The sequence below is a fragment of the Nostoc sp. genome, from assembly GCF_036917415.1.
Taxonomy (GTDB): Bacteria; Cyanobacteriota; Cyanobacteriia; order Cyanobacteriales; family Nostocaceae; genus Nostoc.
In genome coordinates this window covers 49,287-72,660 of record NZ_JBALDJ010000075.1, presented here as the reverse complement: position 1 = coordinate 72,660, position 23,374 = coordinate 49,287, and the positions used below count along the sequence as shown (strand labels likewise).

Annotated in this window: 22 protein-coding genes and 2 pseudogenes; 4 read left to right on the top strand and 20 right to left on the bottom strand. The window is 42.9% G+C overall.

Translation table 11 applies throughout. The features are described from left to right. Nucleotides 1-29: 29 nt before the first annotated feature. The 4 genes and pseudogenes from V7K41_RS15700 to V7K41_RS15685 all read right to left on the bottom strand — a co-directional run. Entirely contained in the window at nucleotides 30-248 is a 219-nt protein-coding gene (locus tag V7K41_RS15700; RefSeq protein ID WP_334849553.1) for a DUF5615 family PIN-like protein, read from the bottom strand. Continuing rightward, entirely contained in the window at nucleotides 245-496 is a 252-nt protein-coding gene (locus V7K41_RS15695; protein ID WP_334849614.1) for a DUF433 domain-containing protein, read from the bottom strand. Before V7K41_RS15695 ends, V7K41_RS15700 begins: the two co-directional genes overlap by 4 nt. Before the next feature lie 352 nt (nucleotides 497-848). Next, nucleotides 849-2,744, bottom strand: coding sequence for a type V CRISPR-associated protein C2c8 (c2c8, locus tag V7K41_RS15690; RefSeq protein ID WP_334849551.1), 1,896 nt, complete (start codon nucleotides 2,742-2,744; stop codon nucleotides 849-851). A gap of 410 nt (nucleotides 2,745-3,154) precedes the next feature. Then, nucleotides 3,155-3,736, bottom strand: a pseudogene (locus tag V7K41_RS15685) (nitrogenase component 1); the annotation flags it as partial. A 449-nt stretch (nucleotides 3,737-4,185) separates the two neighbouring features. Between V7K41_RS15685 and V7K41_RS15680 the strand changes: the two are divergent. Beyond that, nucleotides 4,186-4,386, top strand: a complete 201-nt coding sequence (locus V7K41_RS15680; RefSeq protein ID WP_334849550.1) for a hypothetical protein — start codon at nucleotides 4,186-4,188, stop codon at nucleotides 4,384-4,386. Nucleotides 4,387-4,917: 531 nt separating this feature from the next. Here V7K41_RS15680 and V7K41_RS15675 read toward each other — a convergent pair. The 4 genes from V7K41_RS15675 to V7K41_RS15660 form a co-directional block, all read right to left on the bottom strand. Next, nucleotides 4,918-5,601: a transposase family protein gene (locus V7K41_RS15675; protein WP_334849548.1), complete on the bottom strand. Its 684-nt coding sequence runs from the start codon at nucleotides 5,599-5,601 to the stop codon at nucleotides 4,918-4,920. A gap of 897 nt (nucleotides 5,602-6,498) precedes the next feature. Then, nucleotides 6,499-6,630 carry a hypothetical protein gene (locus V7K41_RS15670; protein WP_334849546.1) on the bottom strand — a complete coding sequence of 44 codons (132 nt, stop codon included), beginning with the start codon at nucleotides 6,628-6,630 and terminating at the stop codon, nucleotides 6,499-6,501. A gap of 68 nt (nucleotides 6,631-6,698) precedes the next feature. Next, nucleotides 6,699-8,795, bottom strand: a complete 2,097-nt coding sequence (locus tag V7K41_RS15665) for a VapE domain-containing protein (protein ID WP_334849544.1) — start codon at nucleotides 8,793-8,795, stop codon at nucleotides 6,699-6,701. A gap of 302 nt (nucleotides 8,796-9,097) precedes the next feature. After that, on the bottom strand, nucleotides 9,098-9,388 hold the full coding sequence (locus V7K41_RS15660; protein ID WP_334849543.1) for a hypothetical protein: 291 nt from the start codon (nucleotides 9,386-9,388) through the stop codon (nucleotides 9,098-9,100). Between the two features lie 379 nt (nucleotides 9,389-9,767). On the opposite strand from V7K41_RS15660, the gene V7K41_RS15655 reads away from it, so the two are divergent. After that, complete coding sequence (locus V7K41_RS15655) at nucleotides 9,768-10,028, top strand: hypothetical protein (protein ID WP_334849541.1); 261 nt, start codon at nucleotides 9,768-9,770, stop codon at nucleotides 10,026-10,028. Nucleotides 10,029-10,802: 774 nt separating this feature from the next. Here the strand turns inward: V7K41_RS15655 and V7K41_RS15650 are convergent. The 8 genes and pseudogenes from V7K41_RS15650 to nifB all read right to left on the bottom strand — a co-directional run bounded on the left by V7K41_RS15650 (nucleotide 10,803) and on the right by nifB (nucleotide 19,588). Beyond that, entirely contained in the window at nucleotides 10,803-12,209 is a 1,407-nt protein-coding gene (locus tag V7K41_RS15650) for a site-specific integrase (protein WP_334849539.1), read from the bottom strand. 98 nt (nucleotides 12,210-12,307) lie between these two features. Further along, nucleotides 12,308-13,222: pseudogene (locus tag V7K41_RS15645) on the bottom strand (nitrogenase component 1); the annotation flags it as partial. A 163-nt stretch (nucleotides 13,223-13,385) separates the two neighbouring features. Further along, nucleotides 13,386-14,279 carry a nitrogenase iron protein gene (gene nifH / locus V7K41_RS15640; RefSeq protein ID WP_334849538.1) on the bottom strand — a complete coding sequence of 298 codons (894 nt, stop codon included), beginning with the start codon at nucleotides 14,277-14,279 and terminating at the stop codon, nucleotides 13,386-13,388. Nucleotides 14,280-14,630: 351 nt separating this feature from the next. Further along, nucleotides 14,631-14,987: a globin domain-containing protein gene (locus tag V7K41_RS15635; RefSeq protein WP_334849536.1), complete on the bottom strand. Its 357-nt coding sequence runs from the start codon at nucleotides 14,985-14,987 to the stop codon at nucleotides 14,631-14,633. Between the two features lie 318 nt (nucleotides 14,988-15,305). After that, nucleotides 15,306-16,205: a Fe-S cluster assembly protein NifU gene (gene nifU, locus V7K41_RS15630; RefSeq protein ID WP_334849535.1), complete on the bottom strand. Its 900-nt coding sequence runs from the start codon at nucleotides 16,203-16,205 to the stop codon at nucleotides 15,306-15,308. A gap of 155 nt (nucleotides 16,206-16,360) precedes the next feature. Further along, nucleotides 16,361-17,566, bottom strand: coding sequence for a cysteine desulfurase NifS (nifS, locus tag V7K41_RS15625; protein WP_334849534.1), 1,206 nt, complete (start codon nucleotides 17,564-17,566; stop codon nucleotides 16,361-16,363). Between the two features lie 95 nt (nucleotides 17,567-17,661). Further along, on the bottom strand, nucleotides 17,662-18,018 hold the full coding sequence (locus tag V7K41_RS15620) for a 4Fe-4S binding protein (protein ID WP_334849533.1): 357 nt from the start codon (nucleotides 18,016-18,018) through the stop codon (nucleotides 17,662-17,664). A gap of 124 nt (nucleotides 18,019-18,142) precedes the next feature. Further along, a complete protein-coding gene (gene nifB / locus V7K41_RS15615; protein ID WP_334849532.1) occupies nucleotides 18,143-19,588 on the bottom strand; it encodes a nitrogenase cofactor biosynthesis protein NifB in 1,446 nt (481 codons plus the stop codon). Nucleotides 19,589-20,726: 1,138 nt separating this feature from the next. Here nifB and V7K41_RS15610 point away from each other — a divergent pair. Next, a complete protein-coding gene (locus V7K41_RS15610) occupies nucleotides 20,727-21,305 on the top strand; it encodes a Uma2 family endonuclease (protein WP_334849530.1) in 579 nt (192 codons plus the stop codon). A gap of 61 nt (nucleotides 21,306-21,366) precedes the next feature. On the opposite strand, the gene V7K41_RS15605 is transcribed toward V7K41_RS15610, so the two are convergent. The 4 genes from V7K41_RS15605 to V7K41_RS32890 form a co-directional block, all read right to left on the bottom strand. Next, entirely contained in the window at nucleotides 21,367-21,441 is a 75-nt protein-coding gene (locus V7K41_RS15605; protein WP_334849612.1) for an element excision factor XisI family protein, read from the bottom strand. A 56-nt stretch (nucleotides 21,442-21,497) separates the two neighbouring features. After that, complete coding sequence (locus tag V7K41_RS15600) at nucleotides 21,498-21,677, bottom strand: element excision factor XisI family protein (protein ID WP_334849528.1); 180 nt, start codon at nucleotides 21,675-21,677, stop codon at nucleotides 21,498-21,500. A 139-nt stretch (nucleotides 21,678-21,816) separates the two neighbouring features. After that, on the bottom strand, nucleotides 21,817-21,987 hold the full coding sequence (locus V7K41_RS15595) for an element excision factor XisH family protein (protein WP_334849526.1): 171 nt from the start codon (nucleotides 21,985-21,987) through the stop codon (nucleotides 21,817-21,819). A 59-nt stretch (nucleotides 21,988-22,046) separates the two neighbouring features. After that, nucleotides 22,047-22,106 carry an element excision factor XisH family protein gene (locus V7K41_RS32890; protein WP_442943200.1) on the bottom strand — a complete coding sequence of 20 codons (60 nt, stop codon included), beginning with the start codon at nucleotides 22,104-22,106 and terminating at the stop codon, nucleotides 22,047-22,049. Between the two features lie 175 nt (nucleotides 22,107-22,281). Between V7K41_RS32890 and V7K41_RS15590 the strand changes: the two genes are divergently transcribed. Continuing rightward, nucleotides 22,282-23,226 (top strand): NAD(P)-dependent alcohol dehydrogenase, encoded by a 945-nt coding sequence (locus V7K41_RS15590; RefSeq protein WP_334849524.1) that lies wholly within the window; start codon nucleotides 22,282-22,284, stop codon nucleotides 23,224-23,226. Nucleotides 23,227-23,374 lie beyond the last annotated feature (148 nt).

The following is a 23,374-nucleotide window of genomic DNA, read 5'->3' as shown; positions in this document are numbered from 1 at the left end:
TGTTTTGTTGGTGCATTTCCGCAGCGTAGCTATACAACTTTCGGTGGAGAACCGTACAAACGGCTTCTTTCGGCAAAGTCTACATCTTGAGTTACGATGCAAAAGTCATTAGTTTTAGCAAATTCCCATATTTCAGTATCAGTCTTCACTTCCAGCCCATGAAACTGAACATGACTGGAATCAGGGAAAACATCTGCTAATTGAGTTACCAGCTTGCGACTCAAATTTTGATCAAAAAGCAGCTTCAAAGACCACCTACCGTTCGCGTAGCGTCTTGTAGAGAAGCAACTAAACGATGCTCACGATCAGCAGCAAACTCTAGACTTGCTCTAATATCTTCTTCTGTTAATTCAGGGAAGTCGTCTAATATCTCTCCATGAGACATACCAGTGGCCAACCATCCTAGAACATCGTACACAGTAATTCGCATCCGTCGAATACAGGGCTTACCACCTCGCTTGTCCGGCTCAATGGTAATAATATCGTGATAGCTCATGGTGATTATAAACTGCATAGCATTTTTCTAAGTCTAAAACAGCTTCACATCGCGCTGCAACGAAGCGATCGCAGCAAGGAGCTACTTTTTTACTTCTTATGCATCTCAGAGATAATCTCTGTGATGCGATCGCACCAACGGTCTACTTATTATGAATCTCACACACAAAGTCTATCATGCGATCGCTCCAAGGGCTAATTCTTGTGCATCGCACACATCATCAAAGATACAGTTGCGTGTTGTCGAGTTGGGGTAAATCCTATATCTACCCCTAAAATTTATAAAGAAGTAAGTCGGCAATAAAAAATCAACGTATATGAACAAATACCGAGAAGTATGGCAGTTTTTTCAACTATCGCTTTTTCTTATTTTTCTCTGATTTCTTCCACCTTGGTTTTTTTGTAACCTCTGGATTGCTTATTTCCCACACACTGTTAGCGAATCTTGCTCGGATAGCATTCTCTGACAGCACTGCATGTGGGTTGTTCCCAAATTGAGCCAATTCTATATTTATTCCAGAATTTACATCGCGATCGCATTTCCACCCACAATTAGTACATTGATAATAACGATCGCCCTCATCATTTACTTCATAAGATGCTTCATTCATTGATCCACAAACTGGACATTCTTTTGTTGTATAAGGTGCTGGATGCTGATTAAAAATTCTGCCAGCCTTCTCAGATTTCTGTTTCAGTAGGGCAATTTTTCGCCCAGGTGATGCATCAGCAAGGCTTTTACTCAATCCTGATTTCCGCTTTGCTCCTGTTTGCTCATAACCTTGCCCATTTTCGCGTTCTTTTGGTTTAGTACGCTTTCTTAATTTCTCATCTTGTAAACCATCTTCTACTGCAATAAAACCATAGTTGCGAACAATCATAGTGGTAATTTTTTGATCGTGGTTTCGTCGTTGCAAGCTGATTTTCCGATCGAGTTTTCGGATGGTTTTCTCAAGAGATTTTTGATTTGCTCCTGAAAATGGATTTTTATCCTTCAGTTTAGGTGGTGCATCAGGAACAATATTGTATTTTAGCGTGTTGAATCTGGAAGCTCCTATCGCTTTAATCATCTCAGCCTCTGTTTTTGATGTCCTCAAGGCTTCATAATTCTCATTGCTTATAGAAAAAAAGTTTTTACGAATTTCTTGAATCGTTCGGGTAGGATGGTGAACCCACAAAATTAGTCTTTCAGTTAATTTTTTGGCAAGTTTTTGCTGTAATTTAGTCCTACGTTCTTCTGACTTTCGATAAAATTTTTGGGGCTTAATTCGAGTACCATCCGATAGGCTTAACTCATATTGTAGCCCTGGATCAATCCCCACTGAGGCATTAGTCGTTTTAACGGAGAAGCTTCGTTGTAATTCACCTGAAAGCTGTATGTAGTAAGCATCAGGACGTTTACAAATTTTATATGTAGCAATTCTAGGAACAGAGCCATCGGGATTCCGCCATCTTTTATCAAGTCCTTTACATCGCACTACTCCCAGTTTTGGAATTCCTGCAAGGATATTTTTACCGACTAATTTTTCACTACTAAGGTTGGTGTTAATTAGAGTTTGGAGCTTATCTCCTTTACGTTTATATTGCGGTTTTCCTCGTTTGACTTCAGACTGACCATACCGACTCTTCAGATACTCCTGCCATGCAGTATCGAGTTGCCCCATCTCTCCAGCACGAAATCTTTGAGGAATATCGCTGTTTTTCATCCATTGAGGTAGATTTTCAGTTTTGCTTACCAAACTTAATCCACCAGAACCTTTATAGGTTGGATTGCGAATTACAGGTTCATACCAACTGGGATTTTGAACAGAACCATAGCGAGGTATAGGACAGGAATATCCAGTGCAGTTGGAATACTTGCGATCTTCATTATGAGAAGAAGGGAGCCAGCCCCAACTATCTTTCTTTTCAGCAGGTGTAGGAACTTTATAAGTTGGCATTTTTTTAACATGCCAACGTGATTGTTCAGAAAGGATTCTACAAAAGGGAGCTAGATATTTTTGACCTGAAATTCTTTCTTGTTGAGTAATAGTAGCGATTTCCTCCTCCTTCAAAGGTCGATACTCGTATGGAACCGGACAGCATCTTGCATATTCTTTGTTATCCTTAATGTAATATCCATAAAAATCATCCCAACCTTCCAAGGCTGCTAAACCTATATTCCAAAGCGATCTATTAATCTCAAGCCATTGCTCGATTTTTGCTTGCTGATCTGGACTGAAATTAGCCTTAAACTCTAGGGTTAACATGGATTACAATGTTCAGTACAAATGTATTTTTATATGCTATCTTAGCTAATTAAGGCAGGGAAGTTTCGTACCATAGCCCTGAAGTTCTTGAACTTCTAAATGACCGTGTAGCCTTTGGCAGCGGTAATCGAAAGAACTCCTGCAACAACAGGAGAATCCCTAATAGGTAACGAGGGACTGTGTAATACAGTCCCTCGTTCTCATTTATAAGCTACGATCATGCCTAGCAGACTAACTCTTTCAAACCGATCGCACTATTTAATCTAAAAAATCGTCATTAAAAATAGTCTTTAATTTTACAGTTTTTCTTTGAGCAAAATGCAAGCAAAATTTAAAAACTAGACTGAATAAGAGTTATAATGTCTAAAGCATCAAAACAGATTGTTCCTACATAACTCTGCAACTTGTATTTAGGCTAGAAATACAGTCTTTTTTCTCCCGCCGCTAAAAAAACCTGCATTATTATGATGTTGAAGTGCGTTGGCGCGTAGCCCGCCGTAGGCATCGCTAGGTTCGGAGTAATCCCAAGAGTGCATTTGACGGAAAGGTAGACCCATCTTTTGGAAGACGTACTTCTCTTTCACACCAGAAGCTACCAAATCAGGCTTCAGCGCTTTGATAAATTCCTCGAATTCGTAAGCGGTAACGTCGTCATAAACGATGGTGCCGTTTTCGATCATGGTAGTAGTACGTTTGTAGTCATCATTATGAGCGAACTCATAACCTGTACCAATCATTTTCATGCCCAAGTCTTGGAAGGCTGGGACAACGTGGCGAGGACGCAGACCACCAACCATGATGGCGACAGTCTTACCTTCTAAGCGGGGGCGATACTTGTCAAGAATCACATCCATTGTGGGCTGATACTTGGCGATAATCTTCTCAGCATTTGCTTGGATTGTTTCGTCAAACTTAGAAGCAATTTCCCGTAAAGATTCAGCAATCTTGGTGGGGCCGAAGAAATTGTATTCCAACCAGGGTATATGGTAAGCTAAAGCCTAAAACCCTTGTATATCAATAGTTCTGCAAGTCTGCGTTTCACGTGGCTTGTTTTTGTCTTAAAGCTTATGATTTAAACATCCAAAACCCTACTGCAATGGTAATTTAATTTGCGAATTGTGGCTTACTGGAGTGAAGGGGCGTGAAGTTTTAGCTATATACGCAACAGAATTAGTAATCGAGCCTGAAAGCTTACATATAGTATCTCGAAGTAGGAGATGTATATGTTTAGTTGGTTTCTTTAGGGTTAATGCGGAAGAGAGTAACTTAAAACTTGCTGACGGATAACCTATAGGTTGTCCGGTAAATTTTCGTCAATTTTCGCTGACGGATAACTTAAAGTAGTCCAGCAAATTTTTGCAACTGCTTGCAGAACCTCTGTCAAAGTTTATACACTTGTTTAAAACACGGGTGTATGAGCATGGATGTATTAGGAAGGCCAATGAGCCAAAACAAGGCATTGCATCTAATGGACAACGAGAAACCGGGAGAGGAAACTTGGTTTACTTTGTGCGGTCGCAAGATTCGCGCTGCTCACGCTCTACCGTTGCAAAAATTTGATGCTGGCGAGAACTGCTGTACAGTGTGCGTGAAGATGCAACGCGGTAATTCACTGCTGCACTCAAGGTTTAGGGCGGCATGAGTGCGCGGCCCTATAGCCGCTCCAAGAGAGCCTTTAAAATCCTTAGAACTTTCTGGCGAAACCTATTAGGTTTTTATCTTTATTGTTCACCAATAGACATCTCCGAAAACTGCCCAAGTATCTCTGTGGCTAACTTATAGGGTGCGATCGCCAGTGAGAGCAATCAGCTAGTTTCGACAAGAGAATAGGAGCTTGAGATGTTTGTTGTTAATAATCCGACAAAAAAACGTGGCTATGTGCATTCATTTTCTCTCAGGTAAATGCGTATATTTCTGCTGGTAATACAAGTGCCCCAATTCGTAATCTTACTACTCCACAAATTGTCAAAATTACCTCAGCATACTTTTTCGGATTTAACCGAAATCTTTCTTGAACAACTCGAAAGATTTTTACAGAACGGCAGTCGCTACAACGGGGGGAACCCCCGCAACGCGCTGCCTCACGAATTCGGTGTTCAACAAATACTCGGTTGGATGAAAACTCCTTGTTCTCTTTTTTCTGTTCAATTGTTAACTTTCCATTTCTTGGCGTTTAAGAAAGTGTATCAATTAAATCTTCTCCAAGATATCCTAAATCTCCCTTAAATTTTTGTTTTGGGTCAAAGTTATCGCGGTTTTCTCTAAACATTGTTATATCGCTTTTTGGTCCAGGTTCGCCAGCTACAACATCAACGATATCCTTGGCATCTGGCAAGATAATTATCTGACTTTTAAATGTATGTTTACATGCCTTACCAGAGTAATATTTTTCTTGTTCTTTATTATCCACAGGTCTTTCCCTTAGTTGTTCATAGCTATCTACAATTAATTCATAATCTGTAAGTATTTCTTTGACTACCATCAAGTCAGATTCGTTTTTTTTTACTTGTTCAATTAAACTGGATGGTAGCAATTCTCTGAGTATTGGCAACCAATAGTTAAATGTATCATTTGCAGTGGACTCACTCACACCAAACTGGATACCAAGAAGCTCAAATGTAGTCAGATGCCTGAGATAAACCAACGTTAAAATTATTTGTTCTTTGAGCGATAATTTTGGTTTACGACCTCCACCACCAGCAATAATTCTCACTTTTTTGGATTCTAATAACTCTTGTTTGTCATGGTGTAATCGCTCTGCATTTTGAATTAATTGTTGTAACTGTTCATACTCCAGATCAATTAACCGCTTTGTTCTTTTATGATTCTCTTCAATATGATTCAGTATATCGCTCATTTTTCTGTGTCAAAAAGCTCCTTGATATTCTTTTACCACAGAATCTTACTATTTTGGAGATGTCTAATCTTTTTGAGCGGAAACATTAATGTTTCCTGCTTGTAGCGTGAGTACGGGACATAGGGAAATGTTATACATTTCCAAAGTACGGAACACTCGTTATGCTGTCGTAGCTAGTGAACCCCTATAGGGTTCCAATACCGTTGTGCAGTCGTTATACAAGTGTTTTTAAACCACGCGAAAAACTAGGGAGATATTTAATATCTCCGAAAATCAAACCACGTGAAAATTGCAGCTTGCACGACTGCTGTTATAGAGCGTTATAGCGTTGAGCGAGGGTTAATATTTCGCATAGCGCAACATGGGGTTTAGAAAGGCTTGTAATGAGTTGGTAAGATTTTCCACCCATAGGGTGGTTACATCCCTAGCAGGGGTTGAAATGTTATAGCAGAGAATAGCGTTTATAGAGACTTAAGGAGTCACAAGAGAGAACATAGAAAAAACCAATAATTCCACATCTGTTCTACGAGCGCTCAACGACGATATTGCATATCGCGCCTTAATGGGTGAGTAGAGCTACGACGCTGCTACGGAGTTGCTAGAACGGCCGTATAAAATCGTCTAATAAAAATGCAGACCCAAAGGGTTTATGTTGTAACGCGTCCATTGATTTAGATCCCAATTATAAAAAGTGCTTTGTGTGACTTCAAGGTAGCGCTGCACCTTGCGCTAACTTCCAACTTCAACTTACAACTTCACCAGCTAGTTGTGGAAGTCGGAAGTCAAAACCGGAAGTTTCGTCTACTCAGTTGCGATCGCAATCGAGCGGGCGTGTACCCCATTGCGTTGTCGTTGAGTGAAACTCAACAAGGATTTTTGTGTACAAAAAATTTTTCTTCACTGCAAAAATCTCAAAAAAGGTAGCAACGGTAGCAACGTTTCGGCTGTATTACTTGCTGTATCTGGATTAGAGGTTGTTGCTACCTTTGTTGCTACCTTTAAGGATAGTTCATTAATATTTATTGCCATACTGCTTGTTGTGGCTGGATTTGAAGGATTTTCATTTTTTGTTGCTACCTCTGTTGCTACCTCAGTTGCTACTCACCCTCTTCCGGTTGCCGCCTCCTCCACATCTGTAAAATCTTGCCGCTAATCCTCTGCTTCTCGCACTTTAGCCACCCAATGCGCTTTAAGCACTCAGCCACCCGCATCTGTAAAGTGCGATCGTGCTTGCCAAGTTCTATTTTGAGGCAGTTACTCAAAATGTCGCTGACGGTGGTTTCTGATTGAAACTCCAAGAATGCGTCGATTGCTTCGTCCCAGGTATCGCTTACCTCATGGCGTTTATTTAGCAGAGCGTTGCGCTTTTCGTCACTTTTGGTTAAGCGGTTTTCCTCTCCATTGCGATAGGCGATAACAGCTGCTGCCCACAACCTGTCCCGTTCTTCAGCCAGTTTCTCTACAGGGATTTTGTCAACGGTGACGGGAATAATCCAGTATCTTCTGTGTCCCTCTGGGTCAACTAAGAATTGCGTCGGGTTAACACTGCCCACAAAGCAGCTAGTTCTGGGAAAGGATTCAATCGACCGCCCATAGGGAACCCGCAAGTTATCATCCTTAGTTGTGAGAAAACCCCGTAAACTCGCTATCTCTTTGCGTCTAAAAACTGATTCGAGTTCTGCTAGCTCTAAAATCCAAAATCGCCTCAGCTTGAGCCGTTCGTCTTTGTCATTGTTACCGCTGGTAATCGTATCATCGAACCAGTCAGGGTTAACAGCTAGCGTTCGCCAAAAAGTCGATTTTTTGATGCCCTGGTTTCCCTGCAATACTACAGCTGTGTCATGCTGACACCCAGGTTCAAATACCCGCTTCACTTGTCCAATTAAGTGTTTTCTCATGAAAACGTTATGCAGCGGTTCATTGCTGCCAAAGTAGCGAGTCGCAAGATCATCTAATATCCCCAGGTCAACAGATGAATAATGCTCGGCTACGCGTTCCAAGTACTCTTGTACTGGAGAGTATGAACGTTTTTTGGCAAGACTAAGTACTATCTGCGATGCCTTCTCGCTGCTGATGTCGATGTCAAACTCATCAATCAAGTTAATTGCCAAGATGTCCATGTCTAGCGGTTCACTGTCTAATTCCGGTTTGATGGTCATGGTGTTAAACCGCAGGCGATGTCCCCATTCAGCGGTAATCAAGTTAAGCATTTGCTTACTTTTACTCCGGGCTGACGATACCTGATCAGTGATTGACTCAGCAGTGCTTTGAATTTCTCGCTCCAGGCGCTCTATGAAATCTTCTCGGTTAAAACCTTGTGCCATTCCCCATTCCACCCAATCTGCTACATCGCCTTTGTCTGGACAATATGACCACAGCGCTGTGGATAGCACTTCTATAAATGGCATCTCGGATTTGATAGCTGCATTGGCTAGCGCTGCTGATTTTTTCCGCCCTGGGTTGTCATTGTCAGGAATGTAAATTACTCCGGCAACGCCCGCTGCTTGAAACATCTGCATCCCATTTAATAGATCAGCTTCACCCCAACAACTCCCTTGGAAAGTGAACGCTATCAGTCCCAAAGTCCGGGCTACCTCTACACAAGTTTCACCCTCAACACCTAAAATCCATTTCCCTTTGCCATATTCCTTAACTTCATCTATTCGGTAAGGCGGCCACGGATCTAATCCTTTGCCATTGAGAGGCCACCCCTCTTCGTCCATGCGTACTGGATAAACCTGCTTGCTGTAACCCTTGGGTTTGGTACAATCTGGTTTCTCAACTCGTAGTACACTCTGTGTCTTAGAGTACCAATATGTGGAGCTATTTCTCCCTGTCCATTTTTCTGGCGTGCTGACAGATAATGGTAGCGTGGCTAGGCAAATGCTATTTGCAATTACAGGTTTTGGTTTGGGTGGTGTCAGTTGGAGTCGCTGACGGTGATTTTGTACGTAATCGCTAACCGCTCCCGTTTTCACGTAGATGGGGTAGCCGTCTTTGCTGTCTTTGATGTGCTTCCAGCCAGCGGGCGCTCTGTCCGTGCGACGGCATAACACCGCATCACCGCTGGCAGCTACGCTACACCAGTCAGGTTTATCGCATAACGGACAAGGGTTTGCTTTGGTAGCTTCTGCCCAATCTCCTTCTTGTTTAGAGGCGCTTAAACGGTAGACGTGGTAAACTTTCTTTGTCATGGTTCGACAATCTCAAATGTTTTAAGTTTGTGGATGTTTGGTTCACTTTCACGATTGTTCTCACCGGTTCGAGTTTGGGATATATGGTGGTTTAGTCAAATAGTTCGCTGAAACTAACAACTTGACTGCCACTGTCCGGCACTTATTTTTTGCAAAAAGTACTGCAAAAATCGCACCAGGCGCGGGACAATAAAATTAAGTATACTTCCCCTTGGAGCGACTACCGATGTATAAAGTGGTTTAACTGAGTGGGATTTAGCCTTGGAAGGTGGCGTTAACACTGACCAAGGCATTTTAATTAATTACATCGGCTCAAGCTCCCGGTCATCAACCCATTCTGATTCGTTATCGTCTACCTCAAACCAAGGGTGGTCTTCTGGCAAGGAAACCCTGTACTGCCAGTCCAAGCCTGTCCAGGAAAGTCCCAGAACTGTTACTGGGTACAAGATTTCACCCTGCTTCACCTTTGTCTTGTGCAGCACGGTTTGACCAATGTAATATTCGGGCTTGTCGAATTCTTTACTGACTCGCAAACGCCAAAACTTTGACGCTTGCTGAAAAATGCCCAAAGTGGGCGCGTCAGACGCTAACATACTATTGCCTCCTTACTGGCGTGAGAACTTTTAAGGGGGAAGTCGTGCCAGTCAGAGGAGGTCGAAGTCCTCTGCACTGGGGCGCATTCAAGCGCTGACCTCATTTGTCGTATCAGGTATCTGAAATCATTGAAGCAGATTTCGCAACAAATTGCGATCGCACTTCTTCGGGACAGATGATCATTTATCCATCAGCCGTGGGTAGGGAGCGAAACGACACTACGATTTACTCGCTACAACCTTGTTGACTAATGTCTACTTTTGTCTACAAATAGTCTAGGCTGTTTACTGGTGATTGTCAACATTGTCTACAGTTTTGTAGACAATTGCTTACCGTTGACATAAGATGTTGACAGGTTAGTTTACAGATAGTCTACAAATGCGTAGCAATATAATTTCATTTCGCTTCACCGATGCTGAACTAGAAGCGCTGCAAGCTTTCCAACTTTCAGAGGATAAATCCCCAAGCCAAACAGCTGCTAGATTACTTAGGGGAATGTTGGTAGGGATTGTAGAACCGTCTACAGTATCGTCTACACCTGTAGACATCAAGTCATTGGTTAAGCAAGAAGTGGAAGCAAGCTTAACTGAAGTGCGATCGCAACTGGAGGAACTGCGGGGAAAATTGAAAGCCCGGTAGCAGAAGAGAATAGCGCTACTACCGGGCAACCAAGCAATGAAGAATTAATCCTAACCCGCGATCGCACGCTCAACAAGCTAAAAGTTGGCAAGCAATCAACGGCAGGAAAGGCGATTGAAGCCTTTATTAAAGAGCTTACGCGTGGGTCAATCGGCTCTCTATAACCTGACTTAAGTAGCTCATGTGTGCGTCTACAGTCCGCCTACACCTTGTCTACAGTTGACTTAAGCAGTCCATATCTAGCTCATACCTACCTCACATGTGCCACCTATGAGCTAGATGTGTGGTACACAAGTCGCTCACTACCTCACCTGTTATCTGTCTACACTGTCTACAGAAAAATCGCCCTAAATTTTGGGCTGTAGATGGCTAAAAACCGCTCTGGATGCCGTTTTTAGCAACTGTAGACAAAATTTTCCAGTGCCATTTTTTAACAGAAATTCCCAAAAAATAGGCATTTTGTCTAGAAGGATTTGCAGGCGTGAAGGTAGCAACAGGAATATGGTGAGGTAGCAACAGAGGCTAAAATCCAGCCACAGCAAGCAATACGGCAATAAATATCAATCAATTATCTTCAAAGGTAGCAACAGCCTCTAATCCATATATAGCAAAGGATGTAGCCGAAATGTTGCTACGTTGCTACCTTTTTCTCAAAAAAAAAGGCCAGCGAGAAAAAAAAATTGTTACCTTTTTTTCAAAAAAAAAGACAGCGAAAAAAAAATTGCACACAAGAATCAAAATCATAAAAGTAGATGTTGAGAACTCCGTAGTGTATCAATTAGACAACACCTCACTGATTTGATACCGTGCCAGAGCTTGCCTGAGATATTCCACTTCAGCCCTTAGCCGTGCATTCTCATCCTTGAGCGCATCGATGCCATCTTTTTTATCTACTGCCTGCTTAATTACCTTCTTCCGATTCTCCAAGCTGAACCACTTCTGATAAATCTCAGTGTGAATCTCTACAGAATGCCCCAAGTTATCAGCAGCAGCTTTAATTGGAATGCCCATAATATGCGCTCGAATCGCCCAAGCATGGCGTAAATCATAGGGCGTAAACGGAATATTTACGCGCCTAAACCACGATGAGCAATTAACCCGAATAGTGTTGATATCTGTAAAACTAGTTCTGTCATCAGTTTGAGCTTTTAACAGTTTCAAAGGCTCTACATTTTTTAAATCAAACAAGTAAACCCATTCAGGATGTAGTGGTAAAGCTTCTCTGTAACCAGTCTTAGTATCTGGATGAACCTTCCATGTATTATCTTTATTTTCAGGACTCAACCACCAATCAATTTCAGGATTTACAAACAGTTCTCTTGGGCGTAGTCCATAGGTTGCAAGCATTCCATATACCCATTCCCACATCTTCCAACTGTCTAAGCAATTCTTTTTAATTGTTAAGCTCCTAGTCAATGAGTACTGATGAAAAGATTCATAATATTTGATGATATCCTCATCACTGGGAATGTCCCTAACCTGACTTTTTGGTTGTGTAGCTTTAAAATGTTCGAGAGTGAAACTAGTTAAATTAAGAGTTGCTTTTAAAACCTTCAACGATTTAACGGCGCTGTATCTAGCAGAATCTCCCGTTAATTCTGCAACTTTCCTATCAATCTCCGATTGAGTCAATAAAGTATCTAGCCCAATCAGTCGTCGTAAATACTCTTTGTAATAGAAAAAGGTGTGTTTACTTTTTTCTGTTATTTTGTGTGTTTTGAAATACTCAGTTTCAAACTCTTCTAAAACATCACCAAGTGTTTGACATCTGTTCGCGTCCCTAGCTGTTTTACCCAGATATTTGTCAGTCCATTCAAACTGTTTCCGGGCCATCAGCTTGCCTAGCTCGTTCGCCTCTTCCTCTGCTGTTTTCAGCCCGTCCAAACTTGCAGGGATGTTTAGTGAAATCTTGTACTGCTTAAAACCAGTCCCCTTGGTGTCGCGATCGCCAGGTTTGATGGGTAGGGATGCTTGCAATTGAATAGTCTCCCGTGCTACGACCAAACCCACTTTGACCTTAGCGCCTTTTAGACGGGCCCTAGTGTCTGCCAAGCCCTTCTCAAATTTGCGTTCCAGATGCTGCCGAGTAGCCTTCATGTGTTTCTGCGTTCCTAGATAGCTGCCATCGGTAGATGCTGGTGGAGTGAAATCTTCAAAAACGTCCTGCGCCTTGCTTTTCATTGTGTCTTAAATGTGTCTTAAAATTTAGTCCATTTAGAACAATGTTTAAACTAAGCAAAGTTAGACGTGGACTAAATCCTGGTATCACAATATATTGAATCATACTTTGTACAGGGTATACCATAAGCTTCTTCCATGTGACGGCTGATGTAGTTCATCGACCGATAACAGTGGATGAGGTTCATCTTCACATTGGGGGTCATCAACATTTCGTTGATGGTGCCATCACCTGACCACTGAGCGACTACGCGCAAGCCGAGTTCTTCTAACAGGATGCGGCTAGCCCAAGCATCACCACCGATGTTGTAGTCACCAATGATGGCTACATCATAAGGAGTACCTTCAAACTGAAGTGTACCGTCTTTCTTGGCTTGGTCTGATCTGGTAAATACCCAGTCACGAACCATGTCGTTAGCAATGTGGTGTCCCAAAGATTGGGAAACACCCCGGAAGCCTTCGCAACGTACAGGTACAACTGGCTTGCCAATTTCTTTCGATGTCTTGCGAGCAACAGCTTCGATGTCATCCCCAATTAGACCGATGGGACATTCAGATTGAATGGAAACACCACGGTTAAGGGGGAAAAGTACATCAAGTTCTTCGATTAACTTGACAAGTTTTTTGTCACCACCGAAGACGATATCTCGTTCTTGGAAGTCGGAGGTGAAGTGCATGGTACCAAAGGTATCAATACCTGTGGTGCCGATGTAGTAATTACGACGACCAGACCAAGACCAGTAACCGCAACCTACAGGCCCGTGGCTGATGTGGATCATGTCCTTAATAGGACCCCAGACCACACCTTTAGAACCGGCGTAAGCACAACCACGAGCGGTCATTACCCCAGGAAGGGATTTGATGTTAGACTTAACGCCGCAATCGGACTTACCTTCTTCGTATACGTTTAAGTGTTTTTCCCGCTTCTTAGCGGCTTTTTCAGGATAAGCACTGAGAACTTCTTTAATTAGTTCTTTTCTTTCTTCAATGATGTTTTGATTTTCTGGAGGTGTCATACTTAGCCTCTGTGATTCGTAACGATCGGGGCATAGGGGGACTAGGAGTCCCCTGTAAGATTAGGGGGGAGATTAGAGGGAAAGGTCAAAGGTCAAAGGTCAAAGGTAAAATATGAGATTCTTCCTTTTTCCTTGTGCTAAAGCGTTATTTTTTAGCGGTGACTTATACTACAGGAGCTTCAGCAGCAGTCTTACCAACCAACATTGCAGCATTTTCGTCGCTTTCGAGAATACCGAATTCAATCAACAAGTCTTCTAGTTCTTCCATTTCAATAGGTGTAGGAATAGCCAGATTTTTGTTGTCGATGATCTTTGTAGCCAATGTCCGGTATTCGTTAGCTTGGTTGCTGTCAGGTGCGTACTCGTTAACAGTCATCCGGCGCAATTCTGCGTGTTGAACGATGTTGTCACGGGGTACGAAGTGAATCATTTGGGTGTTCAACCGTTTTGCCAAGGTTTCGATCAGTTCGTGTTCCCGGTCAGTTTTACGGCTGTTACAAATCAGACCACCCAAACGCACGCCACCTGTGTGAGCATACTTAAGAACACCACGAGCGATGTTGTTAGCAGCATACATCGCCATCATTTCACCTGATGTCACGATGTAGATTTCTTGTGCTTTTCCTTCACGGATAGGCATAGCAAAACCACCGCATACAACGTCACCTAACACGTCGTAAGATACAAAGTCTAGGTCTTGGTAAGCACCGTTTTCTTCTAAGAAGTTGATGGCGGTGATGATACCGCGACCTGCACAACCTACTCCGGGTTCTGGACCACCAGATTCTACGCAACGAACGTCACGGAAACCGGTCAGCATTACTTCATGGAGTTCGATATCTTCTACTGCACCACGTTCTGCGGCGAGGTGAAGAACGGTGGTTTGAGCTTTGCTGTGCAGCATCAAACGGGTGGAGTCAGCTTTAGGGTCGCAACCGACGATGAGGATGCGTTGACCCATTTCTGCCATAGCTGCCAAGGTGTTTTGGGAAGTGGTAGATTTACCGATACCGCCCTTACCGTAGAAAGCTATCTGTCTAATCTTTTCTTCTGTCATGATCCGTATTTCCCTGCAATTGGTTGGTTAGTGGGTATGCGCGTTTGTCAGTTGCGTTCACGCCAGTTGAGCGACAGTAGTGAGCGCGTGTAGAGCATCGTTGGTAGCGTTGGCATAAATGCCTGCTGGGGGCGATCGCTCCACAGCTAAAATTATTGAAAGCAAGTACATATATTTCCTGGTTAAATTTCTTTTCTTTTCTTTTCTTTTTGTCCTTTGTTCTTTGTCAAAACAAATGACAAAGAACAAAGAAAATTACACGATTTACAAATACGTCATAATGTGTTTCAGCTTGAAAGACTCAATAGGACTTGACTTTGCTATTTGTCAACAATCAATGCATCAGTCCTATTACTTGTTCAAAATAGCGCCCTTGAAATTTGAGACGCGCTCTAGTGCAGCTTGGGTGTCTTCTAGCGACTCTCCACGCACAGCCATTGATTCACTCAAAAGCTTGGCGATCTCATCAAAGTGTTGTTGCTGTAGATTCATTCCGGCGTGTGTTTTGTCCATTGGACGACCGGCGTATTGCTTTGGCCCCTCAAAAATCTGAGATAAGAAGGCAACTAAATGATTACGTTGCTTGACCATATCTGTACCAGCAAAAATGGGATTGAGGAGGTTATCTGTCGCAATACGTTTGTGGAGTTCATCTACTATTTGTTCAATAGCTGGTTGTCCGCCAAGTTTGTCGTACAATGTACTCATATTCTGTTCCTTTGAAGCGAGTTAGATGATGAAATTCGCAAGTAGGCGCTTAATCTATGAAGCCTATATGCTGTTAGCCGTCATAGTGGTAGGACTGATACCAATTCGTAATTCGTAATACCTTGAGGGGAGCAATCCTTCGGGTGTCTACGTAATTCGTAAAAAAGATAAGTTAGGTTTGAATCTGTCACTTTCTTTTGGCGAATTGGTATGAAGCATTGAGTGGAGACAATGATTCGGTTCAAATCCTACTTTCTGTTCCTGGCTGAATGCATATTAGGGCGTATTTGTAGAGTACGTTAAGTCCTACAGCAATTCCTAAACTGCTTCGACTACAAGGCTCTTGCTGACACGATCTTGTAATCTGGCTTCGATCGCAATTTTTAGGGTTGCTGTACTACTAGAACAGGAACCGCAAGCACCTTGCAATACAACTTTAACGCGATCGCCTTCGACATCATAGAGTTCTACATCTCCGCCGTCAGCGATGAGTACGGGTCTGATTTCTTCATCGAGAACCTTTTGAATTAGAGCAATCTTTTGCACGTTAGTTAGCGATCGTTCTTTAGACGTAACAATTTCTGTGGCAACTTGTACGCCGTAATTGTTAAGAGCAGGTGAGGCGTATTCCTGTTGAACTGATTTAATTATATCATCAATGTTCGCCAAACAGGAACCGCATCCACCACCAGCTTTTACATAATTTGTTACCTCTTCGGCACCAGTGAGATTATTTTCTAGAACGACGCGGCGAATTTTGGACTCGCTGATGCCAAAGCAACTACAAACTAACGCACCTTCATCGTCATCATCATGGGTAGCTAGAGGTATGCCACGATAATTATAGATAGCGGCTTCTAGCGCTTCTTGTCCCATGACAGAGCAATGCATCTTTGCTTCTGGTAAACCACCAAGGTAATCTGCAATGTCTTTGTTGGACACTTTTAGGGCTTCATCTAAGGTTAAACCTTTGACCATTTCGGTTAATGCACTAGAAGATGCGATCGCACTAGTACAACCAAAGGTTTGAAAGCGAGCATCTAGAATCTTATCAGATTCTACTTCTACTTTCAGGTGCAATCTCAGGGCATCACCGCAAGCAATGCTACCGATTTCTCCCGTTGCAACCTTAACTCCAGCTTCGCTCGTTTCTTCAATTTCCCCCTGATTTTTGGGATCGTAAAACAGTTCTAATACTTTATCAGTGTAGTCCCACATAACTTTTGTCCTTTGTCCTTTATCATTTGTCCTTTGTCAGTTGTCATTTGTCAGTTGTCATTTGTCAGTTGTCATTTGTCAGTTGTCATTTGTCCTTTGTCCAAAACTAATGACTAATGACTAATGACTAATGACCAATAACTAATGACCAATGACTAATGACTAATGACTAATGACTGTTCTTGCAACCAACCTGCATCATCATTTTTGAAGGGTGAGAGGGCGCGTAAACGTTCTACAATACTGGGCATTACCTCTATCACTCGGTCGATTTCAGCTTCTGTGGTGTAGCGACAAAGACTGAAGCGGATGGAACCGTGCAAAGTTGTGTATGGTAAGCCCATTGCCCGCAGGACGTGGGAGGGTTCCAGAGAACCGGAGGTGCAAGCAGAACCGGATGATGCACAGATACCGTCTTTGTTCAATAACAGTAGAATTGCTTCACCTTCGATGTACTTGAAGCCGATATTTGTGGTGTTTGGCAATCTCTGCGTAACGTCACCGTTAACTACACAATCGGGAATTTTAGCCAGTAAAGTTTGTTCGAGGCGATCGCGCAGCCTTCTTTCTCTTGTGGTCGCTTCTTCTAAGTGTAACAGTTCTAGTTCCGCAGCTTTGCCCAAGGCGATAATTGCTGGAACATTCTCTGTTCCCGCTCTACGTCCGCGTTCTTGGTGTCCCCCAAGAATAAAGGGACGGAACCGAACCCCACGCCGAATATATAAAGCACCAATTCCTTTAGGGCCGTGCAGCTTGTGACCAGACAGGGTTAACATATCCACCGTACTAGTCTTCATATTCAAGGGGATTTTTCCCACTGCTTGCACCGCATCTACATGAAATATAGCGCCATACTCTTTTACGCGCAACCCAATTTGCTCAATCGGGAAAACCGTGCCGGTTTCATTATTAGCATACATAATTGTCACCAGGGCGGTGTTACCCGTCAAGGAGGCTTCTAGTTCATCTAGATCCAACTGCCCTTGATGATTTACTGATAGATAAGTAACAGTGTAACCTTGGGTTTCTAATTGTTTGCAGACATTGAGTACTGCTGGATGTTCAACTTGGGTGGTGATGATGTGTCGCTTTTCTGGTTGCGCCAACAGTGCGGCTCGAATTGCCGCGTTATCTCCCTCAGTTCCACAACTTGTGTAGACAATTTCTGACTCATCAGCTCCCAGGATGGCTGCAAGTTGTTTTCTTGCTGTTCTCACTGCTTTACCGACTTGCCCACCAAAGGTATGCATACTGGAGGGATTGCCGTAATAGTCTGTGAGGTAAGGTAACATTACCTCTATAACTTCTGGGTCTACCTTAGTGGTGGCATTATTATCGAGATAGATGCAGTTCTTTTGCATTGTTGTTTTCAATTACGAATTACGTTAGCGAACGCGAGTGCGTCTCGTAGAGAAGCTTTAGCGACGAAGGAGCGTCATTACGAATTACGAATTACTTATACTTCTGCTCCCACTGATTGGGGTTGACGCTTTTGCAACTGTTGTGAGTATGTCTGGGAATAACGGTCAAACCAACGTTCCCAGTAATCTTGTTTATTTGTTAATTTATCAACTACGCGGTTGTAATTGGCAAACCAGCCTTCCCAGTAATCGCTAGGCTGCTTAACGCAACCGTCGCAGGTGGGACAACCAGCTTTACACTGAGGCACGGTATGAATGCTACCAACGCAGTTTGTACAAAGTTCAGGGTCAATCCAGTGCTGTCCGTCAACCACTTTAACTGCATTTGTGGGACATACAGATAGACAGAGATTACAGGAAATACACTGGCTAGTAAGAATTGTGTAAGCCATGATTATTCTCCTTTTTGGGATTGGGTACTGGGAATTGGGTACTGGGTACTGGGTATTGGATACTGGGTATTGATTGGGAAAATTCTTCGTTAATTCCCAATCCCCAGTCCCCAGTCCCTATTCCCTAGTTCCCTAATTCCTTAACGTATTGCTCGTAAAACTCCAAAGCAACCTTTTCAATCACGTCGTAAGCTTCAACAGTCTGTATTCCAGCTTTTTGCAATTTTTCTTGAGGACTGTTACCAATCTTGGAGGCTAAAACTGCTTTGCAATCTGCGATCGCTTTCATTATATGCTCAAAAGAAGCTTCCTCGCCGTATCCACCTTGGCAGTATTGGTCAATTTTGCGATGACCGACAAAGCGAACTTCACTACCATCCACTTCGTAAATTTGGAATTCTTTGGCATGACCAAAGTGCTGGTTAACCAATCCGCCGCCTTTGGTTGCTACTGCAACGAGGACTTTGGGATTGTTGGCAAATTTCTTGCCGACTAGCGCCTTGTCTTTGGCTACTTTCAGTTCTTCTTTAAACTTCTCAATACCGTCGTGAACTTCTTGGCGTTTGTCCATGTCGTATTCTGGAGTCATTTCCAAGAATTTCTCTTTGGAAAATTCCTGGCTGCGGTCTTCTCCCAACAATCCGACTGCATCGGCACGGCACTGGCGACAGTGACGCATCATTTTCATGTTACCAGAGCAATTGTCTTGAACTTCTTTGAGTTCTTTGGGTGTGGGGCCGCGTTGACCGATTAAACCGAAGTGTGTGCCATGTTCTGGTGCAGAAATCAATGGCATGATGTTGTGCAAGAATGCACCTTTCTCACGGATGACTCGATTCACTTCGACTAAGTGCTGGTCATTAATTCCGGGAATCATCACCGAGTTAACTTTGCACAAGATGTCAGCATCTTTAAGGGCTTGCAATCCTTCCATCTGTCTTTCGTGGAGAATTGTCGCGCCTTCAAGACCTCTATAACGCTTGCGCTTGTAGTGAACCCAAGGATAAATCTGAGCACCGATCTCTGGATCTACCATGTTAATGGTGATCGTCACGTGATCTATATTTAATTCTTTAATGCGATCGATGTAATCAGGCAGCATTAAACCATTGGTTGATAAACACAGCTTAATATCTGGTGCTTGCTCTGCAATCAACTCAAATGTGCGGAAAGTCTTATCTGGGTTCGCCAATGGGTCGCCAGGACCGGCAATTCCCACAACTGTCATTTGGGGAATCTTGCCGCCAATGACTAAAGCTTTGTGTGCTGCTTGTTCTGGTGTTAGCAATTCGCTAACTACTCCAGGACGGCTTTCGTTAGCGCAATCATATTTGCGGTTACAATAGTTGCATTGAATGTTGCAAGCGGGAGCAACTGCAACGTGCATCCGGGCGTAGTGGTGATGAGCGTCTTCGCTGTAACAGGGATGTTTCGCAATGCGTTCTTGGAGCTTTTCGTCCCTTTCCACGGTGGCGTTGCTGGTGCTGTCGCAGCCGCAACCACCTGATTTTGCTTGGGTTGGCGATTCCGTAGCGTTGGAGTTGAGGAGTCGTTTAGACGATGATGTCATTGAGTTTCGCAAAAGGTCGGTGGACTTGGCTGCCACTGTGGGAGATGCTGTTGCTACTCTCTATGCCCAGGAATTGAAGTCGCGTCTTCCACACTGCCTGCAAACCCTTGGGTTCGGGCGACTTGTTTTCAAGTAAGGCAGGCGATAGATATCTGATGTTCGGCTGGTGTGTGTCAATGTTCGGTTCTTGGGTAGAATTTGTGCTTACAGCCGCGACTTCTATTCACTTGAGGCATGGTGCTATGTCATCCCTCCACTCATTCTTCGCTTCATTTTGTATTGGAGCGTCAAGTGATTGGCGATATAAGATTTATAGCAGCCGTCTCCCAGCCAGATGTTGCGTCTCTCTAGGATAGAATTTATTGGATTTATTACGTTTGTACTCAAATAATAAAAACCCTAATTCTTCAACCATTACAACAATTAAAAAAGTTTTTTTCGGGTAGGGGTTCTAGTATTTTTTGGTTGGGGTTCTAGTGTTTATAGATGGGGGTTCAGGATTTATTTGTACTCAGCCACAACTCAATCCCAGCAAAGAATTTAATCTACTTGCAACTGGGTTTTGGTTATTTAAATGTGTACTCAGATTGCCCTCAATTTGTGTCAAAAGCAATAAATGCCGAGGCTTTGAGGGTGAAAAACTGGAGTAATCTATATTGTTTTACTCCAGAAAAAAAGCGAAATTCAATTCTGTATCTAACATATCATTTTTTTGAGGGTAAAAATGCACTTCATATTTTTTTAATTTTTGCTTTGACAATGATATTCAATTATGGTTCTAAGTCTTATCTGGTAAGCAATATGAGGTGCTGAAAACAGATGTATTGCTGCATATCATTTTCAAAAAACTTAACTTTTAACTCCTTTTTTTCATTCTCACAATCAGGAGATGGGTAGGAAACTCTCGGATTTTGTGTTTGAGAGAAACAACAAACTATAATCTAACATGATTGAGCGATCGCAATAAATTTTCTGAATTGCTCATTACAAACCTTAGCAAAAACCTAACCATCTTCCCGCGTTAGAAGGGGGAAACTTTAAAGTCTTTCTTCTTTTAAGAGAGAGGTTTTCCAGATACCGCTCTTTGTTACTGATACTATTTAGCTACAATCAAACCAAGCGTGAAAAAATCTTAGTTATGATCGTTATCCCCCAACAGCCGCTAAAAATGACCGTTGAGGAATATCTAGAATGGGAACCTCAGCAAGACCTTCGCTACGAATATGCCAATGGCGAAGTATTTGCCATGACAGGCGGTACAATTCCCCATAACGACATTGCACTAAATCTCTACAGACCTTTGTACCCTCATTTGCGTTCCAGGGGTTGTCGAGTGAATGTGTTAGATGTGAAAATGCAACTCACTGCCCAGAGCCGCTACTATTATCCTGATGTTATTGTCAGTTGCGACCCTGAAGACCTGAATGCCCGCAAATTTATTCAACATCCCAAGCTGATTGCCGAAGTTCTTTCGCCAGGTACAAGCGCGAAAGATCGGGGTGAAAAATTCACTTATTATCTGACAATCCCCAGTTTGCAAGAATATATCTTGATTGACTCGGAAAAAATCTCCGTCGAACGTTACTGTCGGGGTGAGGGTAGGATGTGGCTTTACTATCCCTACACGGCTGGAGATACGATCGCTTTATCAAGCATTGAATTTGAGTGTCCAATTGAATTGTTGTATGAAGGTGTTGTATTTACCACTGAAGAATAAAGAGAATGTTGTGTGTTAACTTTTAAAAAGCGATGTCTACGACGGGCTGCGCCTACGCACCTTAAGCAACTGCATAGCCAGTGTATGGTCTTAACTCCGGTGGACGAAAGCCAAGGACGATATGTTCTTTAGGAATTCCAGCCCGTTCTAAATCGGCGGCAATGCCTTCTTCAGTGCCATCCCGTTATGAATTCAGATTTTACCATCAATTAGGTCAATATGAACCAGACAGCCGTGAATGCGGCGATCGTCATCCCAACCTATATCCATCCACAAATAGCGATCGCGGGTTCGATCGAACACCACTTCCGATTGAATATTGGCATAGGAATAGGGTAGCGAAGCATATTCACTGAGGATAGTTTCAATCACCTGGCGATAGTGGTCTAATTTGGTGTAATATCATGTCCGGTTAATTAGTTATAATTCCCGTAATCTATGCAAAAATCTTAAAACCCTCTTTCCCCCTGCTCCCTGCCCCCTGCCCCCTGCGGTCTTAATGATAAGTCTTTCACCGGACATGGTGTAATGTAATCCATTGTTTGATGACCTCCTGTTTTGGATTAAAGGTAATCAGCTTTAAACGATGATTTATCAGCAAAAGTTTGCCGATGGGTTCTTGAAACAAATCATTAAAAACTTTGTCAGGTACTGCAAGATATACAGCAGTTTTCTTTTGCATGAAGTACAATACAAATCTTTTTTACCAAACTTCAGAGTCAGTGGGTCATGAGTAATTGTCTATTTGTCTTTAATCAAAGCATTTTTGACATTATTGTGATAGATGTCTCTAGCTGGCATACAGGTGTAGTCTTAGACTGATATTTCTATTTTAGGAAATCTCTGACTGTGCCTACCATCTTCGTTAAATCCCATGCGTAGGTGTAGCCCATCGTAGACATCGCTACACTAGATTTATCAGGAAAAATAGGCTGTCTGAGTTGTGTGAGTAAAACAGGGTAGTAAGAGGAATACGATGAAAGCAGTCATTATCCGTCGGTATGGCGCGGCTGAAGTTTTGCAGTATGAAGATGTAGAGCAGCCGAAAATTGAGCCAACGCAGTTACTTGTGAAAGTTCGTGCTAGTAGCGTTAATCCCATTGATTGGAAAATTCGCAAAGGGATGTTGAGCTTAATTACTGGCAGCAAATTCCCAAAGATTCTGGGATTTGATGTAGCGGGAGAAGTCGTAGAGGTTGGCTCTGGTGTTACGCGCTTTAAACCAGGAGATGCTATTTATGGCAGTACTAGCTTCCCTGGAGGAGGCTACGCCGAATTTGCAGCCATCCCAGAAAACTTGGCGGTACTCAAACCAACGAATCTATCTTATGAAGAAGCTGCGGCTGTGCCTTTAGCAGCGCTTACGGCTCTGCAGGCGCTGCGAGATCGGGGAAATATTCAAGCAGGACAAACTGTTTTGATTAATGGTGCTGCGGGGGGTGTAGGGATTTTTGCGGTGCAAATTGCTAAGGCTTTAGGGGCAGAGGTGACGGGAGTTAGCAGTACCAAAAACTTGGATTTGGTGAAATCTTTAGAAGCAGACCGCGTGATTGATTATACGCAACAAGATTTCGCCCAAGATACAGCGCAGTATGACATTATCTTTGATGCAGTGGGTAAGCGATCGCTCTCTCAAACCAAAAGAGTCCTCAAACCCAATGGAATTTATATCACCACACTACCCAGCCCCGAAGTCTTCTTAGAGAGCGTCTTAACGGCGTTCCTTCCAGTTCAAAAAGCTAAATTTATCCTACAAAAACCCAACACACAAGATTTGATTTATCTGAAAGAATTGATTGAAGCGGGTAAAATTCGTGCAGTAATTGATCGCACATATCCCTTACAAGAACTAGCGGCGGCTCATGGTTATAGCGAAACTGGGCGTGCAGTGGGAAAAATTGCAATCGCAGTTTCTAGTTGACTTTCCAAACATAGTCTCATATCGTGTCCGGCTAAAAACTTATCATTTAGACCGCAAAAATCAGGGGAAAGAGGCATTTCCGACTTTTGCGCAGATGCGGTAATCATAAGTGATTAACCGGACTTGATATCAGACCTAAAAATTCGGT

Bases quoted from the DNA above. Each gene is read 5' to 3' on its own strand.
- V7K41_RS15620 (WP_334849533.1), bottom strand. From the start codon at position 18,018: ATGGCTTACACAATTCTTACTAGCCAGTGTATTTCCTGTAATCTCTGT.
- V7K41_RS15670 (WP_334849546.1), bottom strand. From the start codon at position 6,630: ATGGCAATAAATATTAATGAACTATCCTTAAAGGTAGCAACAAAGGTA.
- c2c8 (WP_334849551.1), bottom strand. From the start codon at position 2,744: ATGTTAACCCTAGAGTTTAAGGCTAATTTCAGTCCAGATCAGCAAGCA.
- nifU (WP_334849535.1), bottom strand. From the start codon at position 16,205: ATGTGGGACTACACTGATAAAGTATTAGAACTGTTTTACGATCCCAAA.
- V7K41_RS15650 (WP_334849539.1), bottom strand. From the start codon at position 12,209: ATGAAAAGCAAGGCGCAGGACGTTTTTGAAGATTTCACTCCACCAGCA.
- V7K41_RS15695 (WP_334849614.1), bottom strand. From the start codon at position 496: ATGAGCTATCACGATATTATTACCATTGAGCCGGACAAGCGAGGTGGT.
- V7K41_RS15660 (WP_334849543.1), bottom strand. From the start codon at position 9,388: ATGTTAGCGTCTGACGCGCCCACTTTGGGCATTTTTCAGCAAGCGTCA.
- V7K41_RS15675 (WP_334849548.1), bottom strand. From the start codon at position 5,601: ATGAGCGATATACTGAATCATATTGAAGAGAATCATAAAAGAACAAAG.
- V7K41_RS15595 (WP_334849526.1), bottom strand. From the start codon at position 21,987: ATGCAAAAGAAAACTGCTGTATATCTTGCAGTACCTGACAAAGTTTTT.
- V7K41_RS15655 (WP_334849541.1), top strand. From the start codon at position 9,768: ATGCGTAGCAATATAATTTCATTTCGCTTCACCGATGCTGAACTAGAA.
- V7K41_RS15665 (WP_334849544.1), bottom strand. From the start codon at position 8,795: ATGACAAAGAAAGTTTACCACGTCTACCGTTTAAGCGCCTCTAAACAA.
- V7K41_RS15680 (WP_334849550.1), top strand. From the start codon at position 4,186: ATGAGCCAAAACAAGGCATTGCATCTAATGGACAACGAGAAACCGGGA.
- nifS (WP_334849534.1), bottom strand. From the start codon at position 17,566: ATGCAAAAGAACTGCATCTATCTCGATAATAATGCCACCACTAAGGTA.
- nifH (WP_334849538.1), bottom strand. From the start codon at position 14,279: ATGACAGAAGAAAAGATTAGACAGATAGCTTTCTACGGTAAGGGCGGT.
- V7K41_RS15590 (WP_334849524.1), top strand. From the start codon at position 22,282: ATGAAAGCAGTCATTATCCGTCGGTATGGCGCGGCTGAAGTTTTGCAG.
- V7K41_RS15635 (WP_334849536.1), bottom strand. From the start codon at position 14,987: ATGAGTACATTGTACGACAAACTTGGCGGACAACCAGCTATTGAACAA.
- V7K41_RS15610 (WP_334849530.1), top strand. From the start codon at position 20,727: ATGATCGTTATCCCCCAACAGCCGCTAAAAATGACCGTTGAGGAATAT.
- nifB (WP_334849532.1), bottom strand. From the start codon at position 19,588: ATGACATCATCGTCTAAACGACTCCTCAACTCCAACGCTACGGAATCG.